The sequence below is a fragment of the Streptomyces yaizuensis genome (assembly GCF_034961445.1).
GTDB lineage: Bacteria > Actinomycetota > Actinomycetes > Streptomycetales > Streptomycetaceae > Streptomyces > Streptomyces yaizuensis.
This window is the reverse complement of sequence record NZ_BSBI01000014.1, coordinates 14,113-40,196: the sequence shown is the minus strand read 5'-3', so window position 1 is coordinate 40,196 and position 26,084 is coordinate 14,113. Positions and strand designations below refer to the sequence as shown.

Below are 26,084 nucleotides of genomic sequence, written 5' to 3'. Positions count from 1 at the left end.
GGGTCCAGGTGCGGATACGGGGTCCGGAGCCGGGGGCGTCAGCTCCGGTCGCCGCTGCCGAAGGCGGCGTCGAAGGCGGCCGCGGGCGGTTCGAAGTCGTACTGCTTGAGGTGGGCCAGGGCCTGGGGTGCCCCGGTCAGGCGGTCCATTCCGGCGTCCTCCCACTCCACCGAGATGGGGCCGGCGTAGCCGATGGAGCGGAGCATGCGGAAGACGTCCTCCCAGGGGACGTCGCCGTGACCGGCGGAGACGTAGTCCCAGCCGCGCCGGGGGTCGCCCCAGGGCAGATGGGAGCCGAGGCGTCCGTTGCGGCCGTCGAGGCGTTTACGGGCCTCCTTGCAGTCGACGTGGTAGACGCGGTCGCGGAAGTCGTAGAGGAAGCCGACCGGGTCCAGGTCCTGCCAGACGAAGTGGCTGGGGTCGAAGTTGAGGCCGAAAGCGGGCCGGTTCCCGACGGCGTCGAGGGCACGCCGGGTGGTCCAGTAGTCGTAGGCGATCTCGCCGGGGTGGACCTCGTGGGCGAAGCGGACGCCTTCGGCGTCGAAGACGTCGAGGATCGGGTTCCAGCGGTCGGCGAAGTCGGTGTAGCCGCGTTCGATCATGGCCTCGGGTACCGGCGGGAACAGGGCGACGAGGTGCCAGATGGACGATCCGGTGAAGCCGACGACGGTGTCCACGCCGAAGGCGGCCGCGGCCCGTGCGGTGTCCTGGAGTTCGGCGGCGGCCCGCTGCCGTACGCCTTCGGGGTCGCCGTCGCCCCAGACGCGCGTGGGCAGGATGGCCCGGTGGCGTTCGTCGATGGGGTTGTCGCAGACGGCCTGGCCGACGAGGTGGTTGGAGACGGCCCAGCAGCCGAGGCCGTACCGGTCGAGGAGGGCCCGCCGGCCCGGGAGGTAGCCGGGGTCGGCGAGGGCCTTGTCGACCTCGAAATGATCTCCCCAGCAGGCGAGTTCCAGTCCGTCGTAGCCGAAGTCCCGGGCGAGCCGGCAGACGTCCTCCAGCGGCAGATCGGCCCACTGGCCGGTGAAGAGGGTGAACGGGCGGGGCATGGGTGTCGCCTCCTGAGTGGTCCCTGGTCGATCCCTGGACGAGCCGATGAGCCATGGCCCTGAGCACTCCCCGCGCCGGTCCCGGACGAGGGCGTTCCGGACACGGACGGGGACGGGGACGGTCGGTACGCGGTACACGGCACATGGCACACGGCACGGGCAGCGGAGTCACAGGTACGAGGTACGGGGTACGGGGTACGGAGGAACAGCGTGCGCGGTGGTACGGGCGGGTCAGCCCTGCGGTACGGGGATGTACACGGCGTTGCCCCGGGCGCTCTCCTCCACCGCGGCGAGCACGCGCTGCACCTGGAGCCCGTCCTCGAAGCCGGGTTCGGGGGCGGTCCCCCGGGCGATGGCCTCGATCAGGTCGCGTGCCTGGTGGGTGAAGGTGTGTTCATAGCCGAGCGCGTGACCGGGCGGCCACCACGCCTGAAGATACGGATGATCGGCCTCGGTGACCAGGATGCGCCGGAAGCCGGACGAGGCGGCCGGTTCGGTGTGGTCGTGGAAGGAGAGTTCGTTGAGGCGTTCGAGATCGAAGGCGAGCGAGCCTCGTTCGCCGTTGATCTCGAACCGGAGGGCGTTCTTTCGGCCCGACGCCATCCGGGTCGCCTCGAAGGAGGCGAGCGCTCCCGATGCGAGGCGCCCGTTGAAGAGGGCGGCGTCGTCCACGGTGACGGGGCCGAGGCCGCCGGAGGGGATGCCCCGGCCGCCTCCGGTGGCGGCGGCGAGCAGGGGGCGTTCCGTGACGAAGGTCTCGGCGAGGGCGCTGACGCCGGTCAGCCGCTCCCCCGACAGGTACTGGGCGAGGTCGACGATGTGTGCGCCGAGGTCGCCGAGGGCGCCGGAGCCGGCGTGTTCGCGCTGGAGCCGCCAGGTGAGCGGGGCCCCGGGGTCGACGAGCCAGTCCTGGAGATAGGTGAAGCGCAGGTGCCGCAGGGCGCCGAGGCGGCCCTCGGCGATCAGCCGGCGGGCGTGGGCGACGGCGGGGACCCGCCGGTAGTTGAAGCCGACCATGGCGATGCGGCCCTCGCGCCGGGCGCGGGCGGCGGCGGCGCACATCGCCTCGGCCTCGGCGACGGTGTTGGCGAGGGGTTTCTCGCACAGGACGTGTTTGCCGGCGGCGAGGGCGGCGACGGCGATCTCGGCGTGGAGGTCGCCGGGGGCGCAGATGTCGACCAGGTGCACGTCGTCCCGGGCGATCAGGGCGCGCCAGTCGGTCTCGGCGGCCGCCCAGCCGTGGCGGCGGGCGGCGGCGCGCACGGCCAGGGGGTCGCGGCCCGCGATGGCGGCGAGGACGGGGCGCAGCGGCAGGTCGAAGACGCGGGACACGGTGCGCCAGCCCTGGGAGTGGGCGGCGCCCATGAACGCGTAGCCGATCATGCCGATGCCCAGGGCGGGTGGTGCGGGCGGGCTGTCGCTGCCGCTGTCCTCGGTCGCGTCCGTGCGGTCCATGCGGTTCTCCTCGTCGCCGGTGGGTCGTGGATCTGTGGGGTCCGGAGGGTCAGTTGAAGCCGGTGGGGAGGTACTGGTCGACGTTGTCCTTGGTGACGACGGCGGAGTAGAGGGTGATCGAGGCGGGGATCTCCAGCTCGGACAGGCCGCCGATGCCTTTGCCCTGGGCGACGGCGCGGGCGATGTCGATGGCGGACGCGGCCATGGTCGGCGGGTAGAGGACGGTGGCCTTGAGGACGCTGTTGTCGGCCTTGATGGCGTCCATGGCGGAGCGGGCCCCGGCGCCGCCGACCATGAGGAAGTCCTTCCGTCCGTCCTGGGCGATGGCGCGGAGGGCGCCCACGCCCTGGTCGTCGTCGTGGTTCCACAGGGCGTCGAAGTCGGCTTCGGCCTGAAGCAGCTGGGCCATCCTCGCCTGGCCGGACTCGACGGTGAATTCGGCGGCCTGGCGGGCGACCTTGGTGATGTTGGGGTAGTTCTTGAGGGCGTCGTCGAAGCCCTGGGTGCGCTGGCGGGTGAGTTCGAGGCTGTCGAGGCCGGCGAGTTCGATGACTTTGGCGCGGGGCTTGTCCTTGAGTTGTTCGCCGATGTAACGGCCGGCGTTGAGGCCCATGCCGTAGTTGTCGCCGCCGATCCAGCAGCGGTAGGCCTGGGGCGAGTCGAAGATCCGGTCCAGGTTGACGACGGGGATGCCGGCGCGCATGGCTTCGAGGCCGGTGCGGGTGAGGGCCTTGCCGTCGGCGGGGAGGACGACGAGGACGTCGACCTTCTTGTTGATCAGGGTCTGGATCTGGCCGATCTGGGCGGCGGTGTCGTTGGAGCCCTCGGTGATCTCCAGGGTGACGTCGGGGTACTTCTTCGCCCGGGAGCGCGCGTTGTCGTTGATGGCGTTGAGCCAGCCGTGGTCGGCCTGGGGGCCGGCGAAGCCGATGGTGACGGCTTTGCCGGGGGTGTCGGCGGCGGGGGCGTTCCGGTCATCCGGATTCTCGGACCTGTCCTTCTTCCCGCTGGGTTCGTTGCTGGTGCAGCCGGTGAGCAGGGCCGTGGAGACGGCGGCGGTGCCGAGGAGCAGTCCTCTGCGACTGGGTACGGGGTGTTCCGGCATGGCGGGAGGGGCCCTTCGGGTGGGAGGGACGGGCTGGGGTCAGGGAGGCCGGGGGCAGGGAGGGGGGCAGGGGGGGCAGGGGGGGTCAGGTCTCGCCCCGGGTGCGCAGGGTGCGGTGCTGGACGAGGACAGCGGCGACGATGATGGCCCCCTTGGCGATCTGCTGGACCGCGCTCTCCATGTTGTTGAGGGCGAAGATGTTGGTGATGGTGGTGAAGACGAGGACGCCGAGGACGGAGCCGGTGATGGTGCCCCGGCCGCCGCTGAGGAGGGTGCCGCCGATGATGGCGGCGGCGATGGCGTCGAGTTCGTACAGATTGCCGTTGGTGTTCTGGCCGGAGCCGGAGAGGACGACGAGGAGGAAGGCGGCGATGCCGCAGCAGAGCCCGGAGAGGAGGTAGAGGAGGAGCCGGTGGCGGCGGATGTCGATGCCGGCGAGGCGGGCGGCCTCGGCGTTGCCGCCGACGGCGAGGGTGCGGCGGCCGAAGGTGGTCCGGTTGAACAGCAACCAGCCGAGGACGACGACGGCCGCGAAGACGAGGACCAGGGGCGGGACACCGAGGACGTAGGAGTCCCTGACGCCGAGGTCGAGCACGGATTCGACGGTGACCATCTGGGTCCTGCCGTCGGTGATCTGGAGGGCGAGGCCCCGGGCGGAGGCCAGCATGGCGAGGGTGGCGATGAACGGCACCAGGCCGCCGTAGGCGATCAGTACGCCGTTGACGAGTCCGCAGCCGAGACCGACGGCGACGGCGGTGAAGAGGATGCCGGTGAAGCCGTACTCCTGGGTGGCGACGGTGGTGGCCCATACGGAGGCGAGGGCGACGACGGCGCCGACGGAGAGGTCGATGCCGCCGCCGGTGATGACGAAGGTCATGCCGACGGTGACGACGCCGATGATGGACGCCTGCGTCAGGACGAGCTGGAGGTTGCCGGTGTCGAGGAAGGCGTCCGGTTCGGTGATGCCGCCGACGGCGACCAGGACGGCGAGGACACCGAGCAGGGTGAGGTTGCGGATGTCGGGGCGGAACCCGAGGGGGGTACGGCGGCCCCGGCCGGGCGGGGGTTCCCCGGTGGGGGCGGCGGGCGGGTCGGGGGTGGTGCGGCGGGCCGGGGACGCGGGCTGGGTCATACCGGCGGGCTCCCTTCCATCACCAGGTCGAGTACGCGGTGTTCGTCCAGGTCGCGGGCTTCGGCCGTGTGCACGACGCGGCCTTCGCGCAGGACGAGCACCCGGTCGGCGAGGCCCAGCACCTCGGGGATCTCGCTGGAGACGAGGAGGACGGCCAGTCCGTCGGCGGCGAGGGCGCGGATCACCGCGTACAGCTCGGCGCGTGCTCCGACGTCGACGCCCCGGGTGGGTTCGTCCAGGAGCAGGACCTTGCAGCCGCGCAGCAGCCAGCGGGCGAGGACGGCTTTTTGCTGGTTGCCGCCGGAGAGGGTGCGGACCTGGGCGTCGGGGGTGTCGGGGCGCAGCGAGAGCGAGCGGGTGGCCCGCCGGGCGGCGGCGCGTTCCGCGGCGCGGTCGATCCAGCCGCCCCGGGAGAAGCGGCCGAGGCAGGCGAGGGAGACATTGCGGGTGACGCTCTCGGTGGGCAGCAGGCCCTGGGTCTTGCGTTCCTCGGGGGCGAGCCCGATGCCGGCGCGGACGGCGCGGGGGACGCTGCCGGGGCGCAGGCGTTCCCCGCCGGCGAGGACGGTTCCGGCGGTGGGGCGGCGGGCGCCGTAGATGGTCTCCAGGATCTCGGAGCGGCCGGAGCCGACGAGTCCGGCGAGGCCGACGATCTCCCCGGGCCACAGGTCGAGGTCGAGGGGGGCGAACTCGCCGGCGCGGGTGAGGCCCTGGACGCTGAGCGCGGGGCGGACGGCGGGCGCGGGGGTGGTGCCGGTGGCGCGCACGGGCCGGGGCGGGAAGACGTGACCGACGTCCCGGCCGGTCATGAGGGAGACGACGGCGCGGGCGGGGGTGGTCCTGGCGGGGAGCCCGGCGGCGACGGACCGGCCGTCCTTGAGGACGGTGACGCGGTCGCCGATGCGGCGGATCTCTTCGAGCCGGTGGGAGATGTAGACGACGGCGACGCCTTCGGCGGTGAGGCCCCGGACGATCCGGAAGAGGCCCGCGACCTCGTCGGGGTCGAGCGCGGCGGAGGGTTCGTCCATGACGATGAGCCGGGCGTCGTGGGAGAGGGCGCGGGCCATGGAGACGATCTGGCGCTGGGCGGCGGGCAGGACGCCGACGGGGGCGGCGGGGTCGATCCGGGGGTGGCCGAGGCGTTCGAGGAGGCGGGCGGTCCTGTCCCTGGCCGCCGCGGACCGGACGATGAACCCGGCGGTGGTGGGCTCGTGCCCGAGGTGGATGTTCTCGGCGACGGAGAGCCCGTCGACGAGGTCGAGTTCCTGGTGGAGGGTGGCGATGCCGCGCCGGGTCGCGGCGCTGGGCGAATTGAGGGTGATCTCCTCGCCGCACCAGACGATCCTGCCGCTGTCGGGCCGGTGCGCGCCGGCGAGGACCTTGATGAGGGTGGACTTCCCGGCGCCGTTCTGGCCGAGCAGACAGTGGGTCTCGCCGGCCAGGACGGTCAGGTCGACTCCGTCGAGCGCGCGGACCCCGGGAAAGGACTTGGTGATGCCTTCCATGCTGAGCAGGGGTGGTTCCGGTGCCATGGCGATTCCCCTCGGCGGCGGTGGCGGCCGGTGGGCCGCGTCGCGTGGGTGGGTGGGCGCGGGCGGGGTGTGCCGTACGCGGTCGGGGCGCGGCACGGGGTGTTCGTATCCCGGTGACAGGGTGGTACGGGGCCGGTGCGGACGCGCGGTGGTACAGCGCCGTAGAGAGTCGTACGGGGTCGTACGGATGGGTACGGGGTCACGCCGGGTCGTACGGGTGGTGCGGGTGGTTCCGGTATGGATCCGCCCGGTCGAGCAGGCGGGCAGTGCAGGCAGGCAGTGCGGTCAGGCGGGTGAGAAGAGGTGGTCGCTGATGAGCCGGGCGCCGCCGGTGACCCCGGCGGTCTGCCCCAGCTCGCCCAGCACGATGGGCAGGTTCCCGGTGGCCAGCGGCAGCGACTGGCGGTAGACCTGGGTCCTTATGCTCGCGAGGAGGGTGTGTCCGAGGCCGGTGACCCCGCCGCCGATCACCACGAGCCCCGGGTTGAAGAAGCTGACCAGTCCGGCGATGACCTGGCCGACCCGGTTGCCGCCCGCCCGTATCAGTTCGAGCGCGGTGGTGTCCCCGGCGGCCGCCGCGGCCGCCACGTCGGCGGCGCTCAGCCTCCCCGCCGCCGTCAGCCGGTCGGACAGCTCCGGCGAGCGGCCGGCGCGGGCGGCCTCCTCGGCGTCGCGGGCGAGGGCCGCGCCGCCGAAGTGTGCCTCCAGGCAGCCCTGGTTGCCGCAGGCGCAGGGCCGGCCGCCGGGGTCGACCTGGATGTGCCCGATGTCCCCGGCGCTGCCGGTGGTCCCCCGGTAGACCTGTCCCCCGACGACGATGCCGCACCCTATGCCGGTGCCTATCTTCACGCAGAGGAAGTCGCCGACGGAGCGGGCGACCCCGGCGTGCTGCTCCCCCATGGCCATCAGGTTCACATCGTTGTCGACCATGACGGGGCAGCCGAGGTCCTGGCTGAGGGCCTCGCGGACCGGGAAGCCGTCCCAGCCGGGCATGATCGGGGGTGCGACCGGTACGCCCTCGGGGAAGCGGACCGGCCCGGGGACGCCTATCCCGGCGCCGTCGAAGCCCTCGGCGATGCCGGTGGCGCGGAGCTTGGCCGCCATCGACAGGGCCTGTTCAAAGACGGCGACCGGTCCTTCGCGGACGTCCATGGGGTGGTTGAGATGGCCCAGGACCTCCAGCTCCGCGTTGGTGACGGCGACATCGACCGAGGTGGCCCCGATGTCGATGCCGAGGAAGCGGAGTCCGGGGGCGAGCCGTATGTTGTGCGAGCGTCGGCCGCCCCGGGAGGCGGCGAGCCCGTCGGCGACGATCAGGCCGGTCTCCAGCAGCCGGTCGACCTCGACGGCCAGCTTGGAGCGGGACAGCTCGACCAGATCGCCGAGCTGGGCACGGGAGTTGGGGCCGCCGTCGCGCAGCAGCCGCAGCAGCCGTGCCTGGTGCGTGTTCGCCGGTCGTGCGGTCATCCGTCGCAACGGTCCCTCCCCTCCGCAGGCCGGCGCCCGGAAGTTCCCCGTAGGGGCAGTTCTCCACGGGTTCGGGCGATCCGGCTTTCGAGGGGAACGTAGCAGCGCTTTCCCCGACGGGGAAGAACTTGCGCGGAGTTCGGCGATGACTTCTTCCTCAGTCGGGACAAAGAAGCGGGACGAAGAAGGGGGTACGGGGACACTCAGGAGGTGCGGCGCGCCAGCCGCTCGGTCAGCCGGTCGAGGAAGACGAGCTGCCCGGCGACCAGCCGGATACGTGCCTGGGCCAGGCCGCACCACTCCGCGCGGTCGATCTCGGGGAATTCCTCGGTCCGGCCCGAGTGCGGCGGCCACTCCATGGTGAAGGTGCCGGGCACCACCCGGGAGGTGTCCAGGTCGCCGGCGACCGCCCAGACCGTCACGATCTTGCCGTTCCGCTGCCGGGCCTCACCCAGCGGCAGCCACTCCCCCGCCGGCGGGGCGAGCCCCAGTTCCTCCTCGAACTCCCGCCGCGCGGCGGCCATCGGCTCCTCGTCGGGGGTGTACTCCCCTTTCGGCACCGACCACGCCCGCTCCTGCCGGCCCTGCCAGTACGGCCCGCCCATGTGGCCGAGCAGAACCTCCGTACCGACCGCGTCGGCGGCACCGGCGGTGCCGCCGTCCCGGCCACGGTCCCGGAACAGCAGCAGACCGGCGCTTCTCACCACCGTCATGCCACCAGTCTGCCCCGGCGAAGGCCCGACGGCGGCCCGACGGCGCGCGCCCGCCCAGGGGCAGTGGCCGACTCAGGGGCAGCGGATGATCTGACCCGCGTACGAGAGGTTCCCGCCGAAGCCGAAGAGCAGCACCGGGTCGCCGGACCGGATCTCGCCGCGCTCGACCAGCTTGGCCAGGGCCAGCGGCACAGAGGCGGCGGAGGTGTTGCCGGACTCGACGACATCGCGGGCGACGACGGCGTTGACCGCGCCGATCTTCTGCGCCAGGGGCTCGATGATCCGCAGATTGGCCTGGTGGAGCACGACGGCCGCCAGGTCCTCGGGGGCCACGCCGCCGCGCTCGCAGACCTTGCGGGCGATGGGCGGCAGCTGGGTGGTGGCCCACCGGTAGACGGCCTGGCCCTCCTGCGCGAACACGGGCGGGGTCCCCTCGATCCGTACCGCGTGTCCCATCGACGGGACCGAGCCCCACAGCACCGGGCCGATGCCCGGCTCCTCGCCGTCGCGGACCGCCTCCACGACGGCGGCGCCCGCGCCGTCCCCGACCAGGACGCAGGTGGTGCGGTCGGACCAGTCGGTGACGGCGGTCATCTTGTCCGCGCCGATCACCAGGGCGCGGGTGGCGGCCCCGGCGCGGACCGCGTGGTCGGCCGAGGCGAGGGCGTGGGTGAACCCGGCGCAGACCACGTTCACGTCGATGACGGCCGGCGACTCCATGCCGAGCCGGGCCGCGACCCGGGCGGCCGTGTTCGGCGAGCGGTCGACGGCGGTCGAGGTGGCGACCAGGACGAGATCGATGTCCTGGGGGGTGAGCCCGGCGGAGGCGAGGGCCTTGGCCGCGGCGTGGGCGGCCAGTTCGTCGACCGGTTCGGTGTCCTCGGCCCGGTGGCGGGTGTTGATGCCCACCCGGGTACGGATCCACTCGTCGCTGGTGTCGACCAGCGCCGCCAGGTCGTGATTGGTGAGCACTCCGGCGGGCTGGTAGTGGCCGAGTGCGGCGATGCGTGAGCCGGTCATGTTGCGGGTCCCCTCCGTGCGGGCAGGTGAATTCCCCAGTGTTCGCTGCTACCGACCGGTACGACGGCATGCGACCCCACAGGTTCCACCCGCGTAATTTGGAGCTTCCCGGGGTGTGCCGCAGCCCGCGGGTACCCTCCCCCGTACGCCCCCCACCTGGGGAGTCCTTGCGAACGGGGTTTCCGGAACGGAGCGACACGCAGAGCGACCGGCGCCGTACGGGAGAATGGGACGGGTCCAGCCGGCCACCTCACACGAAGCGGAACCGATACCCATGGGACGCGTCACCGAACGCCGCCGCACCATCCGGATCAGGGACGGCAAGGTCTCCGCCCGCCCCGACACGCTGGTGGCGGAGGAGCCCCTGGAGATCCGCGTGAACGGGCGGGCGCTCGCGATCACCATGCGCACCCCCGGGGACGACTTCGCCCTCGCCACCGGCTTCCTCGTCAGCGAGGGGGTGATCGGGGCGGCGGACGACATCCAGGCGATCACCTACTGCGAGGGTGCGACGGCGGACGGGGTCAACACCTACAACGTGGTCAACGTGCGGCTGGCGCCGGGGGTTCCGGAGCCGGGTCCCGAGCTGGAGCGCCATGTCTACATGACGTCCTCGTGCGGGCTGTGCGGCAAGGCGAGCCTGGACGCGGTCCGGACCGCGACCCGGTTCCCCGTGGCGGACACTCCCCCGCTGCGGCTGACCCCTCAGCTGCTCGCGGAGCTGCCGGACCGGCTGCGGGCGGCGCAGCGGGTGTTCGAGCGGACGGGCGGGCTGCACGCCGCCGCGCTCTTCTCGGAGAGCGGGGAGCTGCTGGACGCGCGGGAGGACGTCGGCCGGCACAACGCGGTCGACAAGCTGATCGGCCGGGCGGTGCGGGACGGGGGGCTGCCGCTGTCCCGGGCGGTGCTGCTGGTGTCGGGGCGGGCCTCGTTCGAGCTGGCGCAGAAGGCGGTGATGGCGGGGGTGCCGGTGCTGGCGGCGGTCTCGGCGCCGTCGTCGCTCGCCGTGGACCTGGCGGCCGAGAGCGGTCTCACCCTGATCGGGTTCCTGCGCGGTACGCAGATGAACGTGTACGCGGGTGCGGAGCGCGTGGTCCTGCCGGAGGAGTGAGCCGCCCCGCGGTTCCGGCCCCGGCCCCCCGGTCCTGACCCCGGCCCCGGCCTCGCGGTCAGCGGCGGTCGGCGGGCGCGGGGATGGTCTGGAGGGTGAGCGCGGCGGGCGGCTCCGCGCGGCCGGGACCGCCCGCGAGGGCCCAGTCGACGACCTCGTCCAGGGCGTCGTCGTCGAGCGCCCATCCGATCCAGGTGGCGCGGGCGCCCCGGCGGCGGGCCTCGGACGCCGGCTGGACCACGATCACATTGGCCTGTCCGCAGGGCCCGAGGCACTCCGTGGTCCGTACCTCGAACCGGCCGTCCGACGCGGCGGCCGCCTCCCGCAGCCTGCGCAGCTGGCCCTCGTGGTCGGTGCCGGGGTGCTTGGCCGCGTTGCCGCAGCAGCAGCCCCGGCAGACGACGAGGGTGCAGGGGCGGGCGGCGCGGGCGCGGAAGGGGCGTATGCCGGAGGTCGTCACCCGGTGATCATCTCAGGCGGTGCGCCAGGCGCGGGAGGAGGCGCCCGCCACACCGGTGGCCGGGACGCGACGGTTGCGCGCCGGTGTCCTGGAAGCGACGGATCCACGGCGGCGGCCGGGCGGTCGCCGGGCCGGTTCCGGCCGGTCGCCGGGCTGTCGCGGGCCTGTCCCGGGGATGTCGAGTTGTGGAGATTCCGTCCCCTTCGCGACCCGTCGCTGCGCCCTGTCGCGCTCCGCCGCAGGTGGCCGAGGTGGTCGGGCTGACCTGTGCCGACGCCGTTCGTCCGCACTTGTTCAAGTGCCACCCGGCGGCCGTCGTCCTGGGGTAGCGTCGCGGCGCCGTGCGGAGCGCCACAAGGAGCAGACCCTTGCGTGACTTCTCTGTCCCTCCCCTGCCGTCGCCGCCCCCGGTCGGCGGCGTGGCCGACGCGGTCTTCGAACGTGCCGAGCGGACTCCGGGCCGGGCGGTGCTGGGGCGCAGGGACGCGGCGGGCCGCTGGTGGGACGTGACCGCCGAGGTCTTCCGCGACGAGGTGCTGGCGCTGGCGAAGGGGCTGCTGGCGGCGGGGGTGCGGTTCGGCGACCGGGTGGCGCTGATGGCCCGTACCCGCTACGAGTGGACGCTGTTCGACTTCGCGATCTGGACGGTGGGCGCCCAGTCGGTGCCCCTGTATCCGACGGCGTCGGCGGAGCAGGTGCTGTGGACGCTGTACGACTCCGGGGTGTACGCGGCTCTCGTGGAGCACGAGGACCACGCCATGACGCTCGGGTCGGTCATCGACCGGCTGCCGGCGCTGAAGCGGCTGTGGCAGCTCGACGCGGGGGCGGTCGGGGAGCTGATGGCGTCCGGCGCGCACATCGACGACGAGGTGGTGCACCGGCACCGGCGGGCGGTGACGCCCGAGTCGCCCGCGACGGTGATCTACACCTCGGGGACCACCGGCCGGCCCCGGGGGTGTGTGATCACCCACGCCAATCTGATGTTCGAGACGGACACCCTGGCGGGGAACTGGCGGTCCCTGTTCCGCTCCCGGCCCGGCGAGGACCCTGCCACGCTGCTCTTCCTGCCGCTGGCGCACGCCTTCGGCCGGGTGGTGGAGGTGGCGGCGGTCCGCAGCGGGGTCAAGTTCGGCCATCAGCCGGTGCTGCGGGCGAGCGCGCTGGTGCCGGAGCTGGCGGCGTTCCGTCCGACGTTCTTCATCGGGGTGCCGTACGTCTTCGAGTCCCTGTTCACGGCGGCCCGGCGGCGGGCGGAGCTGGAGGGCAGGGCGGCGCCGTTCGAGAAGGCGGTGGAGGTGGCGGTGCGGTACGCGCAGGCCGGGGAGGAGCGGGCGTTCGGTCTGGGCCCCGGTCCGTCGGCGGGGCTGCGGGCCCGGCACCAGTTCCTCGACCGGACGGTGTACGGGCGGCTGCGGGCGGCGATGGGCGGCCGGGTGCGGTACGCGATGTCGGGCGGCTCGGGCCTGGCGCGGCGGCTCGGGCTGTTCTTCGCGGGCGCGGGGATCACCGTCTTCGAGGGGTACGGGCTGACGGAGTCGACGGCGGCGGCGACGGCGAACCCGCCGGGGCGGCCCCGTTTCGGCACGGTGGGGCAGCCGCTGCCGGGGACGTCGGTCCATATCGCCGCCGACGGCGAGGTGTGGCTGCGCGGCGGGCATGTCTTCGCCGGGTATCTCGGGGACCGGGACGCCACGGACGGGGTGCTCCGGGACGGCTGGCTGGCGACGGGTGATCTGGGGGCCCTCGACGCGGACGGCTATCTGACGATCACCGGCCGGAAGAAGGAGGTCCTGGTGACCTCGGGCGGCCGGAGCGTGTCGCCGCTGCCGCTGGAGGAGGCGGTGCGTCAGCATCCGCTGGTGGCGCAGTGTCTCGTGGTGGGCGACGACCGGCCGTACGTGGCGGCGCTGGTGACCCTGGACCCGGAGGCGGTGGACCACTGGCTGGCGGTACGGGGGCGGGTGCCGCTGGCTCCGGCGGCGCTGGTGCGCGATCCGGAGTTGGAGACGCAGATCCGGCGGGCGGTGGTCACGGCGAACACGCGGGTGTCGCAGTCGGAGTCGATCCGCACCTTCCGGATCCTGGCGCGTCCGTTCACGCAGGAGCAGGGGCTGGTGACGCCGTCGCTGAAGCTGCGGCGCAGGGCGATCGAGGAGGCGTACGCGCGGGAGGTGGCGGCGCTGTATCCGTGAGCGGGGCCGGTGCGGGAACAGGGGGCGACCGGACACCCCCGTGGGTGCCCGGTCACCTCCCGTTCCCGCCGGTAGCGGTGGCCCCCCGACCCGGGTGGACCGCCCGCGCGGCCGGCGTCTCAGGATCAGGGCGTGCCGGAGCCGTCAGGTTCGAGCTCCACGGAGGGGACCGGTACCGGAACCCGGTCCCTGCCTGCGGGCGTGAATCCGAGCCCCAGGCGGTCCTTGTCGAACGGGGGCTCCGTGTCGGTCCAGGAGTTGCCGAGGACCGTGACGTACGACGTCACATCCCCCTCCTCGAAGTCGCCGTAGGGGCGGGTGCCGGCCACGTTCAGGGTGCCGAGGATGGCTCCGCTGTTCCGGTCGAAGACGAGTCGCTGCTCCCCCTCACCCCTTTCGAAGGGGATCGCGATGCCGTGGCCCTCCCGTCCCGAGCGGTCCCGGACGCTGCCGAGGGTGCGGACCCCTGGCTCCTCGGCGAGCACCCGGTAGGCGGCCGCCCGCAGTTCGGGTCCCACGGGGGCGCCGGCCGCGAGTTCCACGGCCCTGGAGACACGGAAGAGCCGCTCGTTGGCACCGGCCCCGTCGCCGAGCCGCTCGCGCAGTTCCGCCGTGTCCGTGGGGAGCGTCTTCAGCACGGACGGTTCCAGCTCGCGCAGTGAGATGTGGTTCGCCGGACCGCCGGGGGCATCCTGGTGGGTGAGTCCCCAGCCCTGGTAGGTGATGACCCCGTGCGGTGCCTCCCAGCTCTTGGGGGAGCCGGCCGCCAGCCACGCGGCCCGGTCGCCGGGAGTCGCCGGGCGGGCGCCGATGTTGTCGCTCAGGCGCCAGCGGTCGCCGGAGTCCCGCTCCATCCAGACGTGGTCGACGCTACGGTCGTTGATGTCGTAGCCGGGTTTGCCGTCCTTGCCCGGGACACGGTGGACGGCCCCCCTCTCCTGCCGCTGGTGCCAGTAGTCGCCCCGGCCGTCCTGCCGGTGTTCGACCTTTGCGGCGGCACCGAGCAGGAATTCGCGGGCCGTTCCGTCGGTGCCGATACTGAGGCCGGTGGCGGGTGCGCCGGGTCCGCTGTCCCACGGCGGGACGGTGACCGCGATGACGGACGCGGCCACCACCGCGGCCGCCAGGCCCACGCCCCAGCCCGGCCGCCGCCACCGCGGGGTCAGGGGCCGGGTGAGTCCGGCGCGATCGGGTACGGCGTGGGCGGGACGCGCGATGGTGTGGAGTCCGTCGAGCATCGCGCCGGTCAGTTCGCGGTTGCGGACCTCCGGGGGGACGGGGCCGTTCCCGTCGAGGTGGGCGGGGCGGGCGGCGGCGAGCCGTCGCAGCACATCGCGCTCACGTTCCATGGCGGGTTCCTCACACTTCCTCTCGTACCCGTACGGGCCGTACGGGCGTGCTCCAGGCGGGCCGCGCCGGGGCGAGTGGCGCCGGGGCGGCGTCGGCGGCCTTGGTGAGCCGTTTGCGGGCCCGGTGCAGCCGGACCCGCAAGGTGGCCGCCGAGCAGCCGACGACCCGGGCCGCCTCGGCGGGCTTCAGGCCGTGCCAGGCGGTGAGGACCAGGATTTCGCGGTCCTCGTCGGCCAGCGTGGCGAGCGCCGTGAGCAGGGCGTTGCGGTCGGCGACGGCGTCGGCGACATCGCCTTCGCCGGCGGGGGCGGAGCGCTCGGTCCAGTCGCGGAACTCGGCGGCCAGGGACTCCCGTCTGACCTCCGCCCGTACGGTGTCCCGCAGGACGTTGCGGGCCACGCCGAGCAGCCAGGGCAGGGGGTCGGCCGGGAGGTCGGCCCGGCGCCGCCAGGCGACGGTGAACGTCTCGCTCACCACCTCGTCGGCGACCTGCCGGCCGGCCCTGCTGACCACGTAGGCCCATACCCGCCCGCGGCAGGCGTCGTACACCGCGGTAAAGCGGTCGGCTTCATCTGCCACCACCCGCACCTCCGTCATCCGGTTTTCCCTCGGTCACCGGGAAGTGGTCCGGCGCAGGCGATCGTTACAGGCGGAGCGGAAATCCCCGGAACGCGGTGGGCCCGCCGGAGGGGTCCGGCGGGCCCGGGGGGCGCGGGTGGTTCCGGCGGGGTGCCGGGGTGGGGCTATCCGCGGTCGAGGTAGTCGAGGTTGGGGGCGCCGTTCGCGGTGGTGGCGGTGGCGCGGACGGTGTTGTCACCGGCCTTCAGCGGCACGGTGAGCGTGACGTCGCTCCAGGTGGTCCAGGCGCCGGTGCCGTCGAAGGCCCGGTCCGGGGCGACCACGGACCCGTTGACGGACAGGTCCATCGGGCGCCCGGTCGTCGTCCCGTTCGCGTATCGCAGGGTGATGGTGGCGTCGCCAGCGATCGAAGCCGGGACCTTCCATTCGACGTATGCGCCAACAGCATTCGGCGTGTTGACGAATCCGGTGCCGCTGAAGCCGCCGTGGTTGGAGTCGACGGTCGATCCTGCGGTGTACGTGGCGTTCTCGGCCTCGTACCGGACGGCTCCGGCGCCGCCGGGGACGGCCCGGATCAGCCGGGTCTCGCCGGGGCGCAGGACGGCGCTGTAGGAGCCGTCGACGGTGCCGGTGGTGCGGCCGGACCACAGGTCGGTGATCTCGGCGGGGCCGCTGATCCCGGCCTGGGACCAGCTGACGGAGACGGTCTGGTTGCCGGAGGTGCCGGTGTTGAAGAGGGCGATGACGTGGTCGCCGCCGGGCCGGCGTTTGTGCCAGACCTGCTGGGAGCCGGAGTCGACGATCCGGCGGGCGGCGATGCCGTCCTGGTTGACGGCGATCAGGCGCTCGTTGCCGAGGATGGACACGTCGGTCGCGTTGAGCTGGGTGAGGTCGGAGCCGATGAGCAGCGGGGACGCGGCCATCGCCCAGAGGGTCATATGGCTGCGGCGCTGGTCGGCGGTGAGTCCGATCTGGTCGCCGTTGCCGATCTGGAGGGAGTCCAGGTCGTTCCAGCCGCCGGGGCCCGCGTACGGCTGCCAGTTGGCGGCGGAGGTGAACCGCGAGGTGATCTTCCCCCAGTTGGTGAGGGGGAAGCCGCTGCCGTTGGGGCCGGGGCCGCAGTAGCACTCGACGTCGCCCTGGGTGCGCCAGCTGTTGGCGAGCCGGCGCCAGGTGGGGGCGTCGGCGATGGCGAGGTTGTTGGAGAGGGCGTAGGTGATGGGCCGGCCGGTGGCGCGCAGGGCCCGGTCCCAGGCGGCGACGTCGGGTATGTCGTGGCTGCCGACGCCGTCGATCTTGAGGTAGTCGACTCCCCAGTCGGCGAACTGGCGGGCCCAGGAGTTCACGAACTCCTGCGCGCCGGGTTTGCCGTAGTCGATGTAGTACATGTTCTTGCAGTTGTAGTTCTTCTCCTGCCGGGTGGTGTCGGCGATGTCCCTGGCCCGGTAGGGGGTGCCCTCGATGGGGGTGTTGCGGGTGACGGCGTTCTTGGCGATGCCTGGGGTGACGTAGAAGCCGAACTTCAGGCCCTTGGCGTGGATGTAGTCGGCGAGCGCCTTGATCCCGGAGGGGAATTTCGCCGGGTCGACGGCCCAGCGGCCGTAGCTGTCCACTTCAAACCCGTTGGCGTCGCACTTCTGGTAGAAGTCGTCCAGGTTGACATGGATGTATCCCTTGTCCTTGAGGCCGCTGGCGGCGAGGGCGTCGGCCTGGGCCTTCATCTTGGCCTCGGTGGGCCAGCGGCGGACGAAGCTCCAGCTCGACCAGCCCATGGCGGGCCGCAGGGAGAGCCCGTTGTCGGAGGCGGCGGCGGGCGGGGGTGCGGCGGACTGGCCGGCGGCCGCGAGCGGCAGGGCGAGGGCGAGGGTCAGGGCGCAGCGGCCGAGCACGGCTCTGAGGGATGTCATGGGGACTCCACGTCGAGTCGGTCGAGGTTGGGGGCGCCGTTCGCGGTGGTGGCGGTGGCGCGGACGGTGTTGGTCCCGGCCTTCAGCGGCACGGTGAGCGTGACGTCGGTCCAGGTGGTCCAGGCGCCGGTGCCGTCGAAGGCCCGGTTCGCGGCGACCACGGACCCGTTCACGGCGAGGTCCATGGGCCGCCCGGCCGTCGTCCCGTTCGCGTACCGGAACGAGATCCTCGCATCCCGGGCGCGGTCGGAGGGCACGGTCCATTCGACGTATGCGCCACTCGCGTTCGGCGTGTTGACGAATCCGGTGCCGCTGTAACCGGTGTGGTTGGAGTCGACGGTCGATCCCGCGGTGCAGGCGGCGTTCTCGGCCTCGTACCGCTGGGGCGCGGGCCCGGGGCCGCCGGAGCCGGCGTACGCGGTGCCGATCCATGCCTCGTCGATCCGGAGCCGCTTGTGCCGGCTGGTGTCGGTGGTGGCGGCGTGGGTGTTCACGACCTCCAGCCGCACGTGGCGGGCGGTGGTGGCGGGGAGGTCGAGGGTGGTGACGCCGCGCCGGCTCGCCAGGGTGCCGGTCTTCACCGGGCTGCCCCAGCTGGTGCCGTCCTGGCTGACGTAGAGGCGGTAGTCCTTGATCCGGGCGGACTGCTCGGTGGCGGAACGGGCGTAGCTGACGGAGTCCTCGCGCTGGTTGAGGGCGAGATAGCGGACGGTCCGGGCCGTGCCCAGGTCGAAGCGGAGGGAGACGGGGGTGGTGCGGTCGCTGTCCCAGTAGGTGCGGTGGTTCCCGTCGGCCGCCGCCGCGGGCCCGTGCCCGGAGGCCGACGCGCTCGCGCTCATGGTGTACGCGGTGTGCGGCAGGATGCCCTCGCGGCCCGCGGTGGTGACCTTGAGGACGGTGTCGTACGGGTCCCAGCCGCCGAGCCCGGTGAGGGTGAGGGTGCCGCCGCTCTGGCTGTACGTGACGGGGGCGCCGGTGCGCAGATCGCTGACGGCGGTGACCCGGTAGCCGTTGTCGCGCAGCCGGAGGGTGCCGGTGGCCGGCGGGGTGAGGACGTGGACGTAGTGCCGGTCGGGGTCGGCGCGGGCGACGGTGGTGACGCCGTGGGCGCCGTCGTGCCAGAAGCCGGGGGCGAGTCCGCCGTGGAGGTAGCCGCCGCCCTCGGTGCCCACGAGGGATTCCCGGATCCGGTCGAGATAGCCGGCGGCGAAGTCGTTGAAGGCGGCCTGGTTGCTCGGGAATCGTCCGTTGACCTGGGCGGTCTCGGCCATGAGGGCCTTGACGGAGGAGCCGGCGTTGGTGATCAGACGGCCCAGGGTGAGTCGGCGGTCGACGGCGGGGTCGGAGCCGTCGTACCACCAGGCGCCGGTGGCGGGCAGTTTGAAGTCGGCCTCGATCAGCCGGGGTCCGGCGGTATAAATGGCCTGCGGGTAGTCGTACGCCGGGGACATGCCGGTCTTCTGCTCATTGCTGATCATGTCCATGATCGGCGTGTCCTCGTTGTTGTTGCTGAGGGTGTAGTGCGGGCGGCGCTGGTAGATCTTGGCGTAGAGGTTGTTCCGCTCCCAGTACGCGTTGTCGTTGTCGATCCAGAAGCCGGCCAGCTCCGGGTAGCGCTCCATCACCTCGAAGAAGAGGTCGTAGGAGTACTCGCCGAAGCCGTCGCGGGTGTGCAGGTCGACGGTGCGGCCCTTGTGGCGGGAGTACGCGGCCGAGTCGAGCCATTCCTGGCCGCCCTCGGCGTGCCACTGCGGGTCGTCGGTCATGTACAGGATGGTCTTGAGGCCCTGGGCGCGGGCGGCCTCGATCAGCTCGCCGAGGAAGTCCCGCTGGGTCGCGCAGCTGCCGGGGATCCCCGACGGCCAGGGGCGGGCGTAGCCGAGGCGGCTGTGGAAGGTGGCGAGGACGAGGTACTGGGCGTGCAGCTTCCGTGCTTCGCGGACCCAGTAGTCGGCGCTCCAGCCGCCCGCGGTGACATCGCGTTCCCAGGCGGTGCAGCTGGTGTGGGCGGGGGCGGTGCGCAGTCCCCAGTGGAGGAAGAGCCCGGCGGTGGACTGCCGGAGGAAGTCCTGCCGGGGGTGCTCCGTATCGGCGTGGGCGGGGGCCGGGGCGGTGAGCGCGCCGAGGAGCAGCGCGCCCACCGTCAGCAGGGTCGCCCAGGGGCGACGGATCATGCGGGCCCGTCCAGGTAGTCGAGGTTGGGGGCCCCGTTCGCGGTGGTGGCGGTGGCGCGGACGGTGTTGGTCCCTGCGAGGAGGGCGGCGGGGACGGTGACCGTGCGCCAGGTGGTCCAGGCGCCGGTGGCGGGGAAGGGGACGCCGGTGGCGACGGTGGTCCCGTTGACGGTGAGGTCCATGGGGCGGTCGGTGGTGGTGCCGTTGGCGTAGCCGAGGGCGAGGGCGGCGGCTCCCGCGGTGGTGGCGGTCACGGTCCATTCGACGTACGTGCCGACGGCGTTCGGCGTGTTGACGAATCCGGTACCGCTGAAGCCGGTGTGGTTGGAGTCGACCGTCGAACCCGCGGTGTACGTGGCGTTCTCGGCCTCGTGGCGGCGGGGGGTGGGTCCGGTGGGTGCGCAGTCCTGGCTGGAGCCGGTCGCTCCGATCCGCAAGGAGCCGCCGGAGGTGTTGGCGCCGGTGGCGCAGTAGCCGGTGACGGTCTGGAAGAGCAGGTCGGAGGGGCTGCTGCTGCCGCGCTGGGCGGTGAACCGGTCGAAGCGGATGCGGCTGCTGTCGGCGGCGATGACGGCGGGGCGGCCGTCGTTGGCGCCGAAGCGGACCTCGCTGTCGGTGAAGCGGAGGTTCTCGGCGTTGCGGATGTACCAGCCGTAGGCGGGGCGGGTGCCGATGGAGTTGGGGTTGTAGTTGGTGGGCTGGTTGCCGGGCGGGGTGGTGGCCATGGTGCCGTTGCCGCCGGGGACGGTGATGTCGACGTTGTCGAAGGTGATGTTCCTGATGCGGCCGCCGCCGGACTCGCCCCAGAGGGTCGGGGAGAAGCCGGCGGCCTTCCCGTTCGCCCGGACGTCGGTGTACGTGATGTCGCTGATGGAGCCGACCCCGGGGTTGTTGCCGCAGCGTTTGCGGGTGCCGACCTTCTGCATGATGGGCGATTTCACGTCCGTCATGGTGATGTCCCTGTAGTGGACGTCGGAGATCCTGGAGCCGTCCATGGAGACCATGCCGAGGCCGGATTTGTCGGAGCCCTTGATGGTGATCCGCTCGAAGCGGTAGTTGGTGAAGTCGCCGCAGGTCTCGGAGCCGAACATGAGGGCGTTGCAACAGCCGGCGGAGAGATGGGAGTCGCTGACGGTCACATTGCCGTTGGTGAGTTTCGCGCCGAGGGCGTAGTCGCTCTTGAAGGCGAGGGCGTCGTCGTTGGCCTCGTAGTGGGCGTTCGTGATGCGCACGTTCGTGGTGTTGATGACGTTCCAGCCGTCGCGGTCCATGGCGGTGTCGATGACGAGCCGGTCGGAGACGACGTTGTCGCAGTCGTTGATGAGGGCCGCGAAGTGGCCGCCTTCGCGCAGGGTGATGCCGCTCAGGGTGAGGTTGGTGCAGCGGGTCAGCGAGATGATCTTGTCTGCTTCGCCCGGCTTGGGGTTGCCGGTGATGAGGGCGCCGTCGCCGTCGATGACACCGGCGCCGGTGAAGCCGATGTCGGTGAGGTTGTCACCGTAGATCATGGCGTTGTGGAAGTGGCTGTGCCCGTAGTCCTGGTAGTCGTCCCACGGGTTGGGCTCGGGCGCGTCGTAGGTGTCCGCGCCGTTGCCGCTGATGGTGGCGCCCGCGTCGAGGTGGAGCGTGACACGGCTCTTCAGATGGATGGTGTTCTTCGACTCGTAGGTGCCGGGGGTGAAGCGGACGATGCCGCCGCCGGCGCTGTTGGCGGCGGTGATGGCGCGGTTGATGGCTCCGGTGTCGTTGGTGGAGCCGTTGCCGACGGCCCCGTAGGCGCGGACGTCGAACTCGGCCGCGCGGGGCGGGGGCACGGTGACGTGGTCGCCGCCGCGGAGAGGGGCCGCGGGGGTGACGGCCGGAGCCCGGTCGGACGCGGGTGCATTCAGGGGTACGGGCGCGGGTGCGGCGGTGGCCGGGGGCTGGAGCGCGCCCGCGGCCAGGGCCAGGGCGGACACCGCCGTCGCGGCAGCCGCGCGGAGGCTCTTCATGCCGTCCTCCTCAGACGAGCTGGTAGCCACGCAGGTTGGTGAGGAGCAGATGACAGTCCTGGAGGGAGCCGGAGCTGTCGCCGAGGGAGCGGTAGATGCCCCACTTGGGGCGGACCCGGTCCGCCAGGAAGGTGTCGACGCCGGTGCGCGTCGCGTCGACGACGGTGGCGCCGCCCTTCCTGAGGGCCCACCGGACGGCCCCGGAGGTGCCGTCGCCGATCTTGATCTCGAAGTCGACATCGATCCAGCTGTTGTGGAGCGGCTCCAGGTCGGTGCGGCCGACGAGGATGTTCGGCTCAAAGATCTTCAGCTCGATGGTCTGCCGGCCGCCGACCCGCCGCAGGGACTGGACCACGATCGGCGAGGTGCCCGTCCCGGGCTGCTTCATCTGCATGATGTGGGTGAAGGTGGTGGTCGCCTTGAGGCTGCTGGGGATGTACATGGCGTAGCTGATGCGCCAGGTCTCGCCCTGCCGCCAGCTCAGGAAGGTGTTCCCGCTGCGGCAGCCGGTGACCTCGTGGCGCTGGCGGTCGGTGCTGGTGTCCCGGTCCCGGGTGTGCATGGTGAAGCGGAAGTTGTCGCCCTCGGTGGTGATGTGGGGGCCGTAGGAGGTGTGGGAGTCCGCGCGATCGTCCTCCAGGGTCTCGAACGCACGCAGCCCGTCCCGGCTCGCCGACGGAGACCACTTCAGTTGCCAGGCGGCCGCGCTCGCGGGGGTGGCGAGGGCGGGAAGTGCGGGGAGGGCCGCGGCGGCCGCGCCGGTGACGGCCGCGCTCAGAAGGGTCCTGCGTGATGTGTTCATGGTGCTCACCTCACTGCGAGTTGTTCATTCATGATCAAGAACGCGCCGAGGCCGTGGAAGTCGTTGGTCCGGCGTTCGCGCTGTACGTAGGAGGGGTAGTCGCCGACGTTGGTCCCGATGGAGATGTCGGTCAGGTCGGTGCGGCCGTCGGGGCCGAGGGAGATCTTCGCCAGCACTCCCCGGTGGCCGCGCTGGGCGGCGGCCTCGTGGCGGGGGTCCACGTATCCCTGCCGGGCGGCGCGCGAGAGGGCGAAGGCGAACATGCTGGAACAGGACGTCTCGGTCCAGTTGCCGGCCCGGCCGCCCTGGTCGACGACCTGGAACCAGCGGCCGGTCGCCGGGTCCTGGGCCCGCTCGATCCCGGCGGCGAGGTCGCCCAGCCTGATGAAGGAGAGGTACCGGGGGTCGCGGACCCGCTGGTAGACCTGGTACTGGCCGTAGAGGTAGAGCCCGACGGGGTACGACCAGCCGCCGATGGAGGTGGGGGTGTGGCGGGCCATCGTGGACTCGACCATCGCGACGGACCAGTCGGTGCCGGCCGGGCCGCCGTCGACGGTGAATTCCACCCAGCCGCCGGGTGCGTTGTCGTAGTTGACGAAGCCCCGGCCGGTGAACCCGGCGTGGTTGCTCTCGACGGCGCCCCGGTCGGCGCCAGCGTCCTCGGCCTCGTACCGGACGGGGGCCGTGGCGGGATCCCGCGCGGTACGGGTGGGGTGGCCGGGTCCGGTGGCGTACGGGCCTGGGTGGCCGGGTCCCGGGGTGTACGGGCGTGGGCGGCCGGGGCGGTGAGCGTGCCGCCCGCGAGGGCGAGGATCAGCAGGGCGGTGGTGGCGGTGGTCCAGCGCCTCATGGTCCCTCCTGGCGGTAGGTGTACTCCGGTACGGTCGCCGGGGCCTCCACGGGCCGGTGCGGCCGGGCCGCCGACGCGCGGTCCACGAGCGCGCGGACCAGATGGTGGTCGGGCGAGCGGGAGCAGGCGGGGTCGGTCCGTGCGGCGTCGCCGGTGAGGGCGTGGGCCTGGCAGCGGCAGCCGCCGAAGTCCCGGCCGCGCAGCTCGCAGCCGCGGCAGGGCTCCGGCATCCAGGCTTCGCCCCGGTAGCGGTTGAAGGCCGGCGACCGGTACCAGATCCACTCCAGCGGGTGGTCGCGTACGTTCGGCGCCTCCAGCCCCGGGAGGGCGACGGCCGCCGGGCACGGGTGGACGCGGCCGTCGGGGGCGACGGTGAGGGAGAGGGCGCCCCAGCCGCCCATGCAGGGCTTGGCCGTGCCGTCGACGTAGTCGGGCACCACCCACAGCAGCTCCGGGCGGCCCGCGAGCCGGGTGCGCCAGGCGGCCAGGCGGGCGCGGGCGGCGGCGACCTGCTCGCGCGAGGGCAGCAGGGCGTCCCGGTTGCGCAGGGCCCACCCGTAGAACTGGGTGTTGGCGAGTTCGATCCGCTCCGCGCCCCAGGCGATGCCGAGTTCGACGATCGCGTCGAGGGCGTCGAGGTTGGCGCGGTGCAGGACGACGTTGAGGCCGAGCGGCAGTCCGGCGGCGGTGACCAGGCGGGCCGCGCGCTCCTTCGCGGCGAAGGAGCGGACGCCCGCGATGTGCTCGGAGGCCGCCGGGTCGGCGTGCTGCACGGAGAGCTGGACGCTGCGCAGGCCGGCGGCGGTGAGGGCGGCGAGCCGCCGTTCCCCGAGGCCGACGCCGCTGGTGACCAGCTGCGTGTGGATGCCGCAGGCGTCGGCGGCGGCGACGATGGCGGTGAGGTCGCGGCGCAGCAGGGGTTCTCCGCCGGAGAGATGGCTCTGGACGACTCCCAGGCCGGCGGCCTGCCGGAAGACGTCGGCCCACTGCGACGTGGTCAGTTCGTCTGACCGACTGATCAGTTCGACGGGGTTGGAGCAGTAGGCGCAGCGCAGGGGGCAGCCGTGGCTCAGCTCGGCCAGCAGGGCCCAGGGCGGGGCGACAGCCGGGGCCGGAGGCGGGGCGGACGGCAGGGGCGGGGTCACTGGAGCCAGCCCTCCTCGCGGAGCCGGGACAGGAAGGCCGGGACGTCGGTGGCGACCGGGGCGCCGGGGTGGCGGTCCGTCAGTTCGGCGACGATGGCGGCGGTGTCGCGGGTTCCGTCGCAGAGCCGCAGCACGGCTCCGGCGGCGCCCTTGAGGACGACGACCCGTTCGGGGAGCAGCAGCAGGTCGGTGCGGCGGACGCGGTCGTGGCGGAGGACGGCGGATCGGGTGAGGGCGGGCCGCCAGCCGGCGGGGGCCCCGGATGCGGGGGAAGCGGGGGCGGCGGGGGCCTCGGATGCAGGGGAAGCGGGGGCAGGGCTCCGGTCGGCGGGGGCGGTCATCGGCGGGCTCCCGGCGCCGGGGGTCCCGGGGTGTCCCCGGCCACGCCGAGGTCGGTGCCGGTGCCGGCGCCGCTATCGGCGGCGGTGGCGGTGTCGATGGAGTCGAGCAGCGCCCAGAGCACATCGCACTTGAAGCGCAGGGCGGCGACGGCGGCCTCCTGCTGCTCCCGGGTGCGGGCCCAAGCCACCACCAGGGGCAGTGCCTCCGCGCTGTCCCGCCGCCCCTGCCCGATCCGGGTGCGGAAGTAGGCCAGGCCCCCGGCCTCGATCCAGGGGTAGTGGCGTTCGAAGGCGTCGATGCGGGTGCGCATGAGGGTGGGCGCGGCGAGTTCGGTGAGCGAGGCGGCGACGGCTTCGAGCGCGGGGCGGAGCCGGCAGAAGTTGACGTATCCGTCGACGGCGAGCCGGACACCGGGCAGGACCTCGTCGCCGGAGAGCAGCCGGGAGCGGCGGATGCCGGCGGCTTCGCCGAGCCGCAGCCAGCGTTCGATGCCGCCCTCGCCCTCGGTGACGCCGTCGTGGTCCTGGATCCGGCGCAGCCAGGCGCGGCGCAGGGCGCTGTCGTCGAACTTGGCGAGGATCAGGGCGTCCTTGACGGGGATGTGCCGCTGGTAGTGGAAGCGGTTGACGATCCAGCGGCGCAGTTCGGCGGGGGTGAGGGCGCCGTTGTGCATGCGTACGTTGAAGGGGTGGCGGTCGTGGTAGCGCCCGGCGGGCACGGCGCGCAGCCGTGCGGTGAACTCCTCCGGGCCCCACGGCTCACCGGTGCCCGTACGGGGCACAGCGAGGGTGCTCACAGCTCGATCACCATTCGGTCGGCGGCGACTTCGAGTCCCTGGTCGCGCAGCAGCCGGTGCTGGGGGGCGTCCGGGTCCCCGAGGGGGTTGGTGTTGTTGAGGTGGGTGTAGAGGCCGCGGCCGGGCAGCCGGCCGAGGCGGTGTGCGGTGCCGTTCGGGCCGGTGATGGGGAGGTGGCCCATGCCGGTGGCGGTGCGGTGGGAGATGCCGGTGCGGACGGGTTCGTCGTCGTCCCAGAAGGTGCCGTCGACGATGACGCAGTCGGCGGTCTCGGCCGCGCGCTGGAAGGTGTCGCTCCAGCGGGCGAGGGCGGGGGCGTAGAGGAGCCGGCGCCCGGTGGTGGTGGAGCGCAGGAGCAGGGCGCTGACCCAGGCGTCCTGGCCGGGGGCGTCGGGTGGCAGGTCGGCGGCGTAGCGGGGGCGTTTGGCCGAAACGGGCAGGGCCTGGACCTCGATGCCGCTGTCCGGGGCGAGGGGCCGGGGCCCGGTGCCGAATTCGTTCCACCGGACGCTGGTGTAGGGGGCGAGGGTGGTGCCGAGCCGCAGGCGGTCCAGGAGGGCGTGCCGGACCGGGCGGGTGGCCAGCACGTCGAAGCCGTCGGCCTCGCGGAGCCGGGCGATGCCGAGGGTGTGGTCGAGTTCGGCGTCGGTGAGCAGGATTCCGGCCACGGGGGTCTGCCGGGGGCCGGGGCCGGGGCGGAGCGCGGGGGTGTCCTCGATCTGGTCGCCGATGTCGGGGGTGGCGTTGACGAGGTACCACCGGCCGTCCCCGGCGCGCAGGGCGAGGGAGGCGTGCCGGCGGCGCCGGTGCGGATGGGCGCGTGCCCCGGTGCAGCCGGGGCACGCGCAGTTCCACTGGGGCAGTCCGCCACCCGCCGCGGTGCCGAGCACCTGGAGCAGCATGGCGGCCGGT

At 73.0% G+C, this 26,084-nt stretch carries 22 protein-coding genes; 2 read left to right on the top strand and 20 right to left on the bottom strand.

Annotated elements, in window-relative coordinates:
- Positions 1–38 precede the first annotated feature (38 nt).
- The 8 genes from SYYSPA8_RS28855 to SYYSPA8_RS28820 form a co-directional block, all read right to left on the bottom strand.
- Complete coding sequence (locus tag SYYSPA8_RS28855) at positions 39–1,049, bottom strand: sugar phosphate isomerase/epimerase family protein (RefSeq protein WP_323450311.1); 1,011 nt, start codon at positions 1,047–1,049, stop codon at positions 39–41.
- 231 nt (positions 1,050–1,280) lie between these two features.
- Positions 1,281–2,504 (bottom strand): Gfo/Idh/MocA family protein, encoded by a 1,224-nt coding sequence (locus SYYSPA8_RS28850; protein ID WP_323450310.1) that lies wholly within the window; start codon positions 2,502–2,504, stop codon positions 1,281–1,283.
- 49 nt (positions 2,505–2,553) lie between these two features.
- On the bottom strand, positions 2,554–3,609 hold the full coding sequence (locus SYYSPA8_RS28845) for a substrate-binding domain-containing protein (RefSeq protein ID WP_323450309.1): 1,056 nt from the start codon (positions 3,607–3,609) through the stop codon (positions 2,554–2,556).
- Between the two features lie 85 nt (positions 3,610–3,694).
- Positions 3,695–4,741, bottom strand: a complete 1,047-nt coding sequence (locus tag SYYSPA8_RS28840) for an ABC transporter permease (RefSeq protein WP_323450308.1) — start codon at positions 4,739–4,741, stop codon at positions 3,695–3,697.
- Positions 4,738–6,273 (bottom strand): sugar ABC transporter ATP-binding protein, encoded by a 1,536-nt coding sequence (locus SYYSPA8_RS28835; protein ID WP_323450307.1) that lies wholly within the window; start codon positions 6,271–6,273, stop codon positions 4,738–4,740. The genes SYYSPA8_RS28840 and SYYSPA8_RS28835 overlap by 4 nt, the downstream gene beginning before the upstream one ends.
- A gap of 285 nt (positions 6,274–6,558) precedes the next feature.
- The gene (locus tag SYYSPA8_RS28830; protein WP_323450306.1) at positions 6,559–7,740 is read right to left on the bottom strand and encodes an ROK family transcriptional regulator; all 1,182 of its coding nucleotides are present in this window, start codon (positions 7,738–7,740) and stop codon (positions 6,559–6,561) included.
- 203 nt (positions 7,741–7,943) lie between these two features.
- On the bottom strand, positions 7,944–8,453 hold the full coding sequence (locus SYYSPA8_RS28825) for an NUDIX domain-containing protein (RefSeq protein ID WP_323450305.1): 510 nt from the start codon (positions 8,451–8,453) through the stop codon (positions 7,944–7,946).
- A 72-nt stretch (positions 8,454–8,525) separates the two neighbouring features.
- Complete coding sequence (locus SYYSPA8_RS28820; RefSeq protein WP_323450304.1) at positions 8,526–9,473, bottom strand: beta-ketoacyl-ACP synthase III; 948 nt, start codon at positions 9,471–9,473, stop codon at positions 8,526–8,528.
- Positions 9,474–9,747: 274 nt separating this feature from the next.
- On the opposite strand from SYYSPA8_RS28820, the gene fdhD reads away from it, so the two are divergent.
- Positions 9,748–10,584: a formate dehydrogenase accessory sulfurtransferase FdhD gene (gene fdhD / locus SYYSPA8_RS28815; RefSeq protein ID WP_323450303.1), complete on the top strand. Its 837-nt coding sequence runs from the start codon at positions 9,748–9,750 to the stop codon at positions 10,582–10,584.
- 58 nt (positions 10,585–10,642) lie between these two features.
- Here the strand turns inward: fdhD and SYYSPA8_RS28810 are convergent, their stop codons facing one another.
- Entirely contained in the window at positions 10,643–11,044 is a 402-nt protein-coding gene (locus SYYSPA8_RS28810; RefSeq protein ID WP_323450302.1) for a (2Fe-2S) ferredoxin domain-containing protein, read from the bottom strand.
- A gap of 368 nt (positions 11,045–11,412) precedes the next feature.
- Here SYYSPA8_RS28810 and SYYSPA8_RS28805 point away from each other — a divergent pair, with 368 nt between their 5' ends.
- Positions 11,413–13,236, top strand: coding sequence for an AMP-dependent synthetase/ligase (locus tag SYYSPA8_RS28805; protein ID WP_323450301.1), 1,824 nt, complete (start codon positions 11,413–11,415; stop codon positions 13,234–13,236).
- Between the two features lie 125 nt (positions 13,237–13,361).
- On the opposite strand, the gene SYYSPA8_RS28800 is transcribed toward SYYSPA8_RS28805, so the two are convergent.
- The 11 genes from SYYSPA8_RS28800 to pqqB all read right to left on the bottom strand — a co-directional run bounded on the left by SYYSPA8_RS28800 (position 13,362) and on the right by pqqB (position 26,074).
- Positions 13,362–14,585, bottom strand: coding sequence for a CU044_5270 family protein (locus SYYSPA8_RS28800; protein WP_323450300.1), 1,224 nt, complete (start codon positions 14,583–14,585; stop codon positions 13,362–13,364).
- A 10-nt stretch (positions 14,586–14,595) separates the two neighbouring features.
- Entirely contained in the window at positions 14,596–15,165 is a 570-nt protein-coding gene (locus tag SYYSPA8_RS28795; protein ID WP_323450299.1) for an RNA polymerase sigma factor, read from the bottom strand.
- 164 nt (positions 15,166–15,329) lie between these two features.
- Entirely contained in the window at positions 15,330–17,072 is a 1,743-nt protein-coding gene (locus tag SYYSPA8_RS28790) for a CBM35 domain-containing protein (protein WP_323450298.1), read from the bottom strand.
- Positions 17,069–19,246, bottom strand: coding sequence for a discoidin domain-containing protein (locus SYYSPA8_RS28785; RefSeq protein WP_323450297.1), 2,178 nt, complete (start codon positions 19,244–19,246; stop codon positions 17,069–17,071). Before SYYSPA8_RS28785 ends, SYYSPA8_RS28790 begins: the two co-directional genes overlap by 4 nt.
- Positions 19,243–21,237 carry a glycosyl hydrolase family 28 protein gene (locus SYYSPA8_RS28780; RefSeq protein ID WP_323450296.1) on the bottom strand — a complete coding sequence of 665 codons (1,995 nt, stop codon included), beginning with the start codon at positions 21,235–21,237 and terminating at the stop codon, positions 19,243–19,245. The genes SYYSPA8_RS28785 and SYYSPA8_RS28780 overlap by 4 nt, the downstream gene beginning before the upstream one ends.
- A gap of 10 nt (positions 21,238–21,247) precedes the next feature.
- Positions 21,248–22,039, bottom strand: coding sequence for a Tat pathway signal sequence domain protein (locus SYYSPA8_RS28775; RefSeq protein ID WP_323450295.1), 792 nt, complete (start codon positions 22,037–22,039; stop codon positions 21,248–21,250).
- A 5-nt stretch (positions 22,040–22,044) separates the two neighbouring features.
- Positions 22,045–22,605: a glycoside hydrolase family 88 protein gene (locus SYYSPA8_RS28770; protein WP_323450294.1), complete on the bottom strand. Its 561-nt coding sequence runs from the start codon at positions 22,603–22,605 to the stop codon at positions 22,045–22,047.
- Positions 22,606–22,885: 280 nt separating this feature from the next.
- Positions 22,886–24,034 carry a pyrroloquinoline quinone biosynthesis protein PqqE gene (gene pqqE / locus SYYSPA8_RS28765; protein WP_323450293.1) on the bottom strand — a complete coding sequence of 383 codons (1,149 nt, stop codon included), beginning with the start codon at positions 24,032–24,034 and terminating at the stop codon, positions 22,886–22,888.
- On the bottom strand, positions 24,031–24,375 hold the full coding sequence (pqqD, locus tag SYYSPA8_RS28760; RefSeq protein WP_323450292.1) for a pyrroloquinoline quinone biosynthesis peptide chaperone PqqD: 345 nt from the start codon (positions 24,373–24,375) through the stop codon (positions 24,031–24,033). The genes pqqE and pqqD overlap by 4 nt, the downstream gene beginning before the upstream one ends.
- Positions 24,372–25,172, bottom strand: a complete 801-nt coding sequence (pqqC, locus tag SYYSPA8_RS28755) for a pyrroloquinoline-quinone synthase PqqC (protein ID WP_323450291.1) — start codon at positions 25,170–25,172, stop codon at positions 24,372–24,374. Before pqqC ends, pqqD begins: the two co-directional genes overlap by 4 nt.
- Positions 25,169–26,074 carry a pyrroloquinoline quinone biosynthesis protein PqqB gene (gene pqqB / locus SYYSPA8_RS28750; protein ID WP_323450290.1) on the bottom strand — a complete coding sequence of 302 codons (906 nt, stop codon included), beginning with the start codon at positions 26,072–26,074 and terminating at the stop codon, positions 25,169–25,171. The genes pqqC and pqqB overlap by 4 nt, the downstream gene beginning before the upstream one ends.
- Positions 26,075–26,084 lie beyond the last annotated feature (10 nt).

What these genes read in the sequence shown, in the direction of transcription:
- SYYSPA8_RS28775 (WP_323450295.1), bottom strand. Translation starts at nt 22,039, where the DNA reads ATGAACACATCACGCAGGACCCTTCTGAGCGCGGCCGTCACCGGCGCG.
- SYYSPA8_RS28840 (WP_323450308.1), bottom strand. Translation starts at nt 4,741, where the DNA reads ATGACCCAGCCCGCGTCCCCGGCCCGCCGCACCACCCCCGACCCGCCC.
- pqqD (WP_323450292.1), bottom strand. Translation starts at nt 24,375, where the DNA reads ATGACCGCCCCCGCCGACCGGAGCCCTGCCCCCGCTTCCCCTGCATCC.
- SYYSPA8_RS28780 (WP_323450296.1), bottom strand. Translation starts at nt 21,237, where the DNA reads ATGAAGAGCCTCCGCGCGGCTGCCGCGACGGCGGTGTCCGCCCTGGCC.
- SYYSPA8_RS28850 (WP_323450310.1), bottom strand. Translation starts at nt 2,504, where the DNA reads ATGGACCGCACGGACGCGACCGAGGACAGCGGCAGCGACAGCCCGCCC.
- SYYSPA8_RS28820 (WP_323450304.1), bottom strand. Translation starts at nt 9,473, where the DNA reads ATGACCGGCTCACGCATCGCCGCACTCGGCCACTACCAGCCCGCCGGA.
- pqqB (WP_323450290.1), bottom strand. Translation starts at nt 26,074, where the DNA reads ATGCTGCTCCAGGTGCTCGGCACCGCGGCGGGTGGCGGACTGCCCCAG.
- SYYSPA8_RS28845 (WP_323450309.1), bottom strand. Translation starts at nt 3,609, where the DNA reads ATGCCGGAACACCCCGTACCCAGTCGCAGAGGACTGCTCCTCGGCACC.
- SYYSPA8_RS28790 (WP_323450298.1), bottom strand. Translation starts at nt 17,072, where the DNA reads ATGACATCCCTCAGAGCCGTGCTCGGCCGCTGCGCCCTGACCCTCGCC.
- SYYSPA8_RS28785 (WP_323450297.1), bottom strand. Translation starts at nt 19,246, where the DNA reads ATGATCCGTCGCCCCTGGGCGACCCTGCTGACGGTGGGCGCGCTGCTC.
- SYYSPA8_RS28800 (WP_323450300.1), bottom strand. Translation starts at nt 14,585, where the DNA reads ATGGAACGTGAGCGCGATGTGCTGCGACGGCTCGCCGCCGCCCGCCCC.
- fdhD (WP_323450303.1), top strand. Translation starts at nt 9,748, where the DNA reads ATGGGACGCGTCACCGAACGCCGCCGCACCATCCGGATCAGGGACGGC.
- SYYSPA8_RS28830 (WP_323450306.1), bottom strand. Translation starts at nt 7,740, where the DNA reads ATGACCGCACGACCGGCGAACACGCACCAGGCACGGCTGCTGCGGCTG.
- SYYSPA8_RS28825 (WP_323450305.1), bottom strand. Translation starts at nt 8,453, where the DNA reads ATGACGGTGGTGAGAAGCGCCGGTCTGCTGCTGTTCCGGGACCGTGGC.
- SYYSPA8_RS28835 (WP_323450307.1), bottom strand. Translation starts at nt 6,273, where the DNA reads ATGGCACCGGAACCACCCCTGCTCAGCATGGAAGGCATCACCAAGTCC.
- SYYSPA8_RS28855 (WP_323450311.1), bottom strand. Translation starts at nt 1,049, where the DNA reads ATGCCCCGCCCGTTCACCCTCTTCACCGGCCAGTGGGCCGATCTGCCG.